Source organism: Hydrogenophaga sp. (assembly GCF_051007235.1).
GTDB lineage: Bacteria > Pseudomonadota > Gammaproteobacteria > Burkholderiales > Burkholderiaceae_C > Hydrogenophaga.
The window spans coordinates 1-3,976 of sequence record NZ_JBPCSJ010000486.1 but is presented as its reverse complement, the minus strand read 5'-3'; the positions used below and the strand labels follow the sequence as shown (position 1 = coordinate 3,976).

Sequence of the window (3,976 nt, the reverse complement as noted above, 5' to 3'; positions counted from 1 at the left end):
GTACTACAACCGCCACTTCGGTTACGTGCTGCGGCCTGCGCGGGTCGATTCGCCGCACCAGCCATACGCACCGGGGTTGCACCACCCGTGCCTGCGGGTGGACACGGCGGACGATGTGCGGGCCGTGGCCGAGGCGCTGAACGCGGCCGGCATCGCCGCCACGCCGGCCGCATTGCACGGTGCCTATGCACCCGACTACTGGGCGACGTTTTTCACCGACCCGGACGGCATCCGCCTGGAGGTGACCAACTACCGTGCCGAGCGGCGCGAGCGGCACGACCATTGGGAGGAGCCCGGCCTCTGAGGCGCCGCTGTTCAGACGGGTGGTCGGCTGCTCAGGTGCGTCTGGCCGGGGCCCCGGGGGCGCTGGCGAGCCTGTGGCCAGTGGGGCTTGAACAGCGGGTCCAGTGCCTGCAGGCAGCGGGCGGCGTGCACTTCGTCGTGCAGCTGGCACAGCTCGTGGAAGAGTTCGGCACGCGCGTACCAGAGGCCTTCGATGTCTTGTGTGTTCACGATGCGGTGGAACACACGGTCTGAGCGCGGGTCCTTGGTGCGGCCCAGCAGGTTCAGCATGGCGTGTCGTATCGACCGAAGGGCCTGCGCCGACGCGCGCGACCGGGCTCGGCCGCCGAACACGTCGAACAGGCTGTCGCGCAAGGTGTTGCCAAAGGCGTTCATGGTGGAACGGTGCTGGGAGGTGCGTGAATGACCGCGGTGGGCGGCTCCGTCTGTTGATGGGCATTCAGCACATTTGATGCCACCCCCGGCCGCTTGGGCAGGCGCGCGGCCCGCCGCAGAGGGCGCAGCGGTGCACGGGAAGCGCAAAACCCGGTGGCGTCAACCGATCAATGACCTGGCAGTGGGTGAAATGACCCGGGCCGGGTGGGGCGTCTCACCCGTTGCGCCACTCGGGGGTGTTATCCGAGCACGGCGGCGGCTCAGTTCGCGCCCGCTTCGAACTGGTCGGCGTTCTTGCCTTTGAAGGGCGCGTAGAACGCCTTGATGGCGGCCATGTCGGCTTCCACATCGCCGGTGGGCTGGAACAGCGGGCCCAGGCCGCTGCGCTTGGTGCTGTAGTCCATATAGGCCATGACGATGGGCACGCCCGCGGTCTGGGCGATGTAATAAAAGCCGGTCTTCCAGTAGCGCGTCTTGCTGCGCGTGCCTTCGGGCGGCACGATCAGCTGCAGCGGGCTGTCGGCCTCGCGGATGGCCTGGGCCGATGCGGCCACGAGGTTGTTGGCCTGGTCGCGGTTGACGGCGATGCCGCCGAGCCAGCGCATCACCGGGCCAAACGGCCCTTTGAAAATGGTGTGCTTGCCCATCCAGTAGGGGTTCAGGCGCAGGGCGAACGCCACCATCAGCGTGTACGGCAGGTCCCAGTTGCTGGTGTGCGGGGCGGCGATGAACACGCTCTTGGCCGCCTGCGAGGGCAGGGCGCCTTCGACCGTCCAGCCTGTGAGCTTGAGGAAGGCGAGCGAGAAGCCGCGCAGCAGGGTGTTGACCACCGGCGTGGTGAAGATGGTGCGGTGCATGGGGCGTGAGTATCGTGCACGACAGCCGCGGGGGCATGGGGGGCGCTACCATCGCCGCCACTTCAACAGACGGGAATGCAGCCATGACCCAAACCCTGGACGTGCAGGGCCTGACAGTGCGTATCGAGGGCCAGGGGCCCACGGTGGTGATGTTGCACGGCTGGCCCGACACGCTGGCACTGTGGGACGGGACCGTGGCCGCGCTGCGCGACGGTTACCGCTGTGTGCGTTTCTGTCTGCCGGGTTTTGACCTGACACAGCCGCCGCGCCCGGTGTCGGTGGACCAGATGTGCGGGCTGGTGGTCGCTGTGATCGACGCGGTCAGCCCCGACGAGCCGGTGACCCTGGTGCTGCACGACTGGGGCTGTTTCTTCGGCTACGAGGTCGCGGCGCGCCACCCGCAGCGCGTGGCGCGCGTGGTGGGCACCGACATCGGCGACACCAATTCGGGCGCCTACCTGAAGTCGCTGACGACCAAGGAAAAGCTGATGATCGCCGGTTACCAGCTGTGGCTGGCCGTGGCCTGGAAGCTGGGTGGCGTGTGGCCCGGCCTGGCCGACCGCATGACGCGCTTCATGGCGCGCACCATCGGCTGCCGCACGCCGCCCGAGCGCATGGGCTGGCAGATGAACTACCCCTACGCCATGCAGTGGTTCAGCGCATATGGTGGGCTGCGCGGTGTGGCGCGGGTGGACAAGGTGTTCGGCCCGCAGATCCCGACGCTGTTCTGCTTTGGCAAGCGCAAGCCCTTCATGTTCCATTCGGCGCGCTGGCTGGCGGCGCTGGGCACCACGCCCGGCAGCCGGGTGCAGGGCTTTGACGCGGGCCACTGGCTGATGCACCAGAAACCCGAGCAGTTCCACGCCACGGTGCGCGTGTGGCTGGACGAATCCACCGGGGCCGCATGAAAGCCGAAGACCTGGAACGGCTGATCAAGACCGAAATGCCCTTTGGCAAGCACAAGGGCATGCCCATCGCCGACCTGCCGGGCAACTACCTGAACTGGTTCGCGCGCGAGGGCTTCCCCAAGAGCGACATTGGCCGCCTGCTGCAGCTGATGCACGAGATCGACCACAACGGTCTGGGCGAGCTGCTGACGCCCTTGCGCAAAGGGCCAGCCAGCCCGTGATCGGTCAGCCGCCGGGCCGCCCCAAGGCTGGCCAGCCCCCTTGGGGGCAGCGACCCGCGTAGCGGCGGAGCGTGGGGGTCAGACCTGCAGCGCGGCCAGCACGTGTGCGGCGGCGTACGCGTCGTTGGCCGCGTACACCAATTGCGATTCGCTCAGCTGCGGTGCAGCCCAGTTGGAGGTGGCGGCTTTTTTGGACTTGATGAAGCGCTGCTGGAACAGCACCGCCACCGCGCCTTTGACGCCCATGTCCTTGCGGTAACCGCGTTCGCGGAACAGGTGGTTGAGTTCCAGCACGCCGGCCGGCTCCACCCGCAGCTTGGACCGGATGCGGCTGGTGTCGTCGCCCAGGCCAAACCCCGCCTTGGTGTGCGCCGCCTGGGCCAGCAGGTCGGCCACCAGATCGCGGCAGGCGCTGTCGAACAACTGGAACACCCAGGCGTGCTGCAGCGTGGACAGCTGCACGATGTGCGGCCCGTCGGACACCTCGCCGACGCGGAAGGTCGGTTTGCTCTCGGTGTCAAAACCCCAGGCCGCGTGGTCGCGCAGTGCGGCCACCGCCTCGCGCGCCTGCGGGCCGGTGTTCACCAGCGTGATGCGGTCCCGCCCCAGGCGGGGGAATTCGGGCAGCAAAGCAATCTCGTCCTTGCTCGGCGTGGTGCGGGTGGTGTTCATGTGGCGCCTGCGTGAATAATCCGGCGATTGTGACCCCCCCGTGTTCCGTGACCTGCCACATGACCTACACCCTCAAACTGTATGTGCCCGACGACACCTCGCCCGCCCAGCGGCAGGCGGCCGAGCGCCTGTTCCGCCAGGCGCTGGAAGGTGCCCTGGGCGACGCTGCGCTGGTGGCCCCGGTGTACGCGGCCTGGCAGGCCATCGTGGCCGAGCACGGCGAGACGCCCGACCCGGAGAGCCTGTCGGTGGACCAGCGCATGGTGGTGGAGAGCTGGCAGCTGGCCGAAACCGCGGCGCTGGAGGCGGTCTTTGGCCCGCACCGGCACCTGGACGAGGGCGGCTACGAGATCGGGCTCCCCCTGCGCCGCTGACGCGGCTTCCCCCTCTCTGGCGCGCCTTCGGCGCTGGGAGGGGGACGCACCCTGTGGCCGGGCAAAGCCCGTTCCACGGCTGCCCTGGCCGGGGCCGTTTCATGCGGTGCTGGTCTCGCTCGCGTGGGGGCTGAGATAATCCACCGCTTTCCGTCCCGACCGGGCGACACCATTCCCCGAAAGGACCTGCCATGAAAAAAACCTTCCCGCTGCAACAAGAAGGCCGCCACCCCGACCGCGTGCTCGATGCGCTCAAGCACGAGCTG

The 3,976-nt window shown here is 68.3% G+C and carries 7 protein-coding genes; 4 read left to right on the top strand and 3 right to left on the bottom strand.

Translation table 11 applies throughout. The features are described 5' to 3' along the window. Window positions 1-304, top strand: a 304-nt coding sequence (locus ACR2JA_RS17165) for a VOC family protein (protein ID WP_434010290.1), incomplete at its 5' end; no start/stop codon positions are given. An 11-nt stretch (window positions 305-315) separates the two neighbouring features. On the opposite strand, the gene ACR2JA_RS17160 is transcribed toward ACR2JA_RS17165, so the two are convergent. Beyond that, the gene (locus ACR2JA_RS17160; protein ID WP_434010289.1) at window positions 316-678 is read right to left on the bottom strand and encodes a hypothetical protein; all 363 of its coding nucleotides are present in this window, start codon (window positions 676-678) and stop codon (window positions 316-318) included. Between the two features lie 260 nt (window positions 679-938). Next, a complete protein-coding gene (locus ACR2JA_RS17155) occupies window positions 939-1,535 on the bottom strand; it encodes a lysophospholipid acyltransferase family protein (RefSeq protein WP_434010288.1) in 597 nt (198 codons plus the stop codon). An 83-nt stretch (window positions 1,536-1,618) separates the two neighbouring features. On the opposite strand from ACR2JA_RS17155, the gene ACR2JA_RS17150 reads away from it, so the two are divergent. Both ACR2JA_RS17150 and ACR2JA_RS17145 read left to right on the top strand, forming a co-directional pair. After that, on the top strand, window positions 1,619-2,443 hold the full coding sequence (locus ACR2JA_RS17150) for an alpha/beta fold hydrolase (protein ID WP_434010287.1): 825 nt from the start codon (window positions 1,619-1,621) through the stop codon (window positions 2,441-2,443). Beyond that, a complete protein-coding gene (locus ACR2JA_RS17145) occupies window positions 2,440-2,664 on the top strand; it encodes a DUF3820 family protein (protein ID WP_434010286.1) in 225 nt (74 codons plus the stop codon). Before ACR2JA_RS17150 ends, ACR2JA_RS17145 begins: the two co-directional genes overlap by 4 nt. Before the next feature lie 78 nt (window positions 2,665-2,742). Here the strand turns inward: ACR2JA_RS17145 and ACR2JA_RS17140 are convergent, their stop codons facing one another. Next, window positions 2,743-3,336 carry a 3'-5' exonuclease gene (locus ACR2JA_RS17140; RefSeq protein WP_434010285.1) on the bottom strand — a complete coding sequence of 198 codons (594 nt, stop codon included), beginning with the start codon at window positions 3,334-3,336 and terminating at the stop codon, window positions 2,743-2,745. 59 nt (window positions 3,337-3,395) lie between these two features. Between ACR2JA_RS17140 and ACR2JA_RS17135 the strand changes: the two genes are divergently transcribed. Continuing rightward, a complete protein-coding gene (locus ACR2JA_RS17135) occupies window positions 3,396-3,710 on the top strand; it encodes a hypothetical protein (protein WP_434010284.1) in 315 nt (104 codons plus the stop codon). The last annotated feature ends 266 nt before the right edge of the window (window positions 3,711-3,976 follow it).

What these genes read in the sequence shown, in the direction of transcription:
- ACR2JA_RS17160 (WP_434010289.1), bottom strand. Translation starts at nt 678, where the DNA reads ATGAACGCCTTTGGCAACACCTTGCGCGACAGCCTGTTCGACGTGTTC.
- ACR2JA_RS17155 (WP_434010288.1), bottom strand. Translation starts at nt 1,535, where the DNA reads ATGCACCGCACCATCTTCACCACGCCGGTGGTCAACACCCTGCTGCGC.
- ACR2JA_RS17150 (WP_434010287.1), top strand. Translation starts at nt 1,619, where the DNA reads ATGACCCAAACCCTGGACGTGCAGGGCCTGACAGTGCGTATCGAGGGC.
- ACR2JA_RS17145 (WP_434010286.1), top strand. Translation starts at nt 2,440, where the DNA reads ATGAAAGCCGAAGACCTGGAACGGCTGATCAAGACCGAAATGCCCTTT.
- ACR2JA_RS17140 (WP_434010285.1), bottom strand. Translation starts at nt 3,336, where the DNA reads ATGAACACCACCCGCACCACGCCGAGCAAGGACGAGATTGCTTTGCTG.
- ACR2JA_RS17135 (WP_434010284.1), top strand. Translation starts at nt 3,396, where the DNA reads ATGACCTACACCCTCAAACTGTATGTGCCCGACGACACCTCGCCCGCC.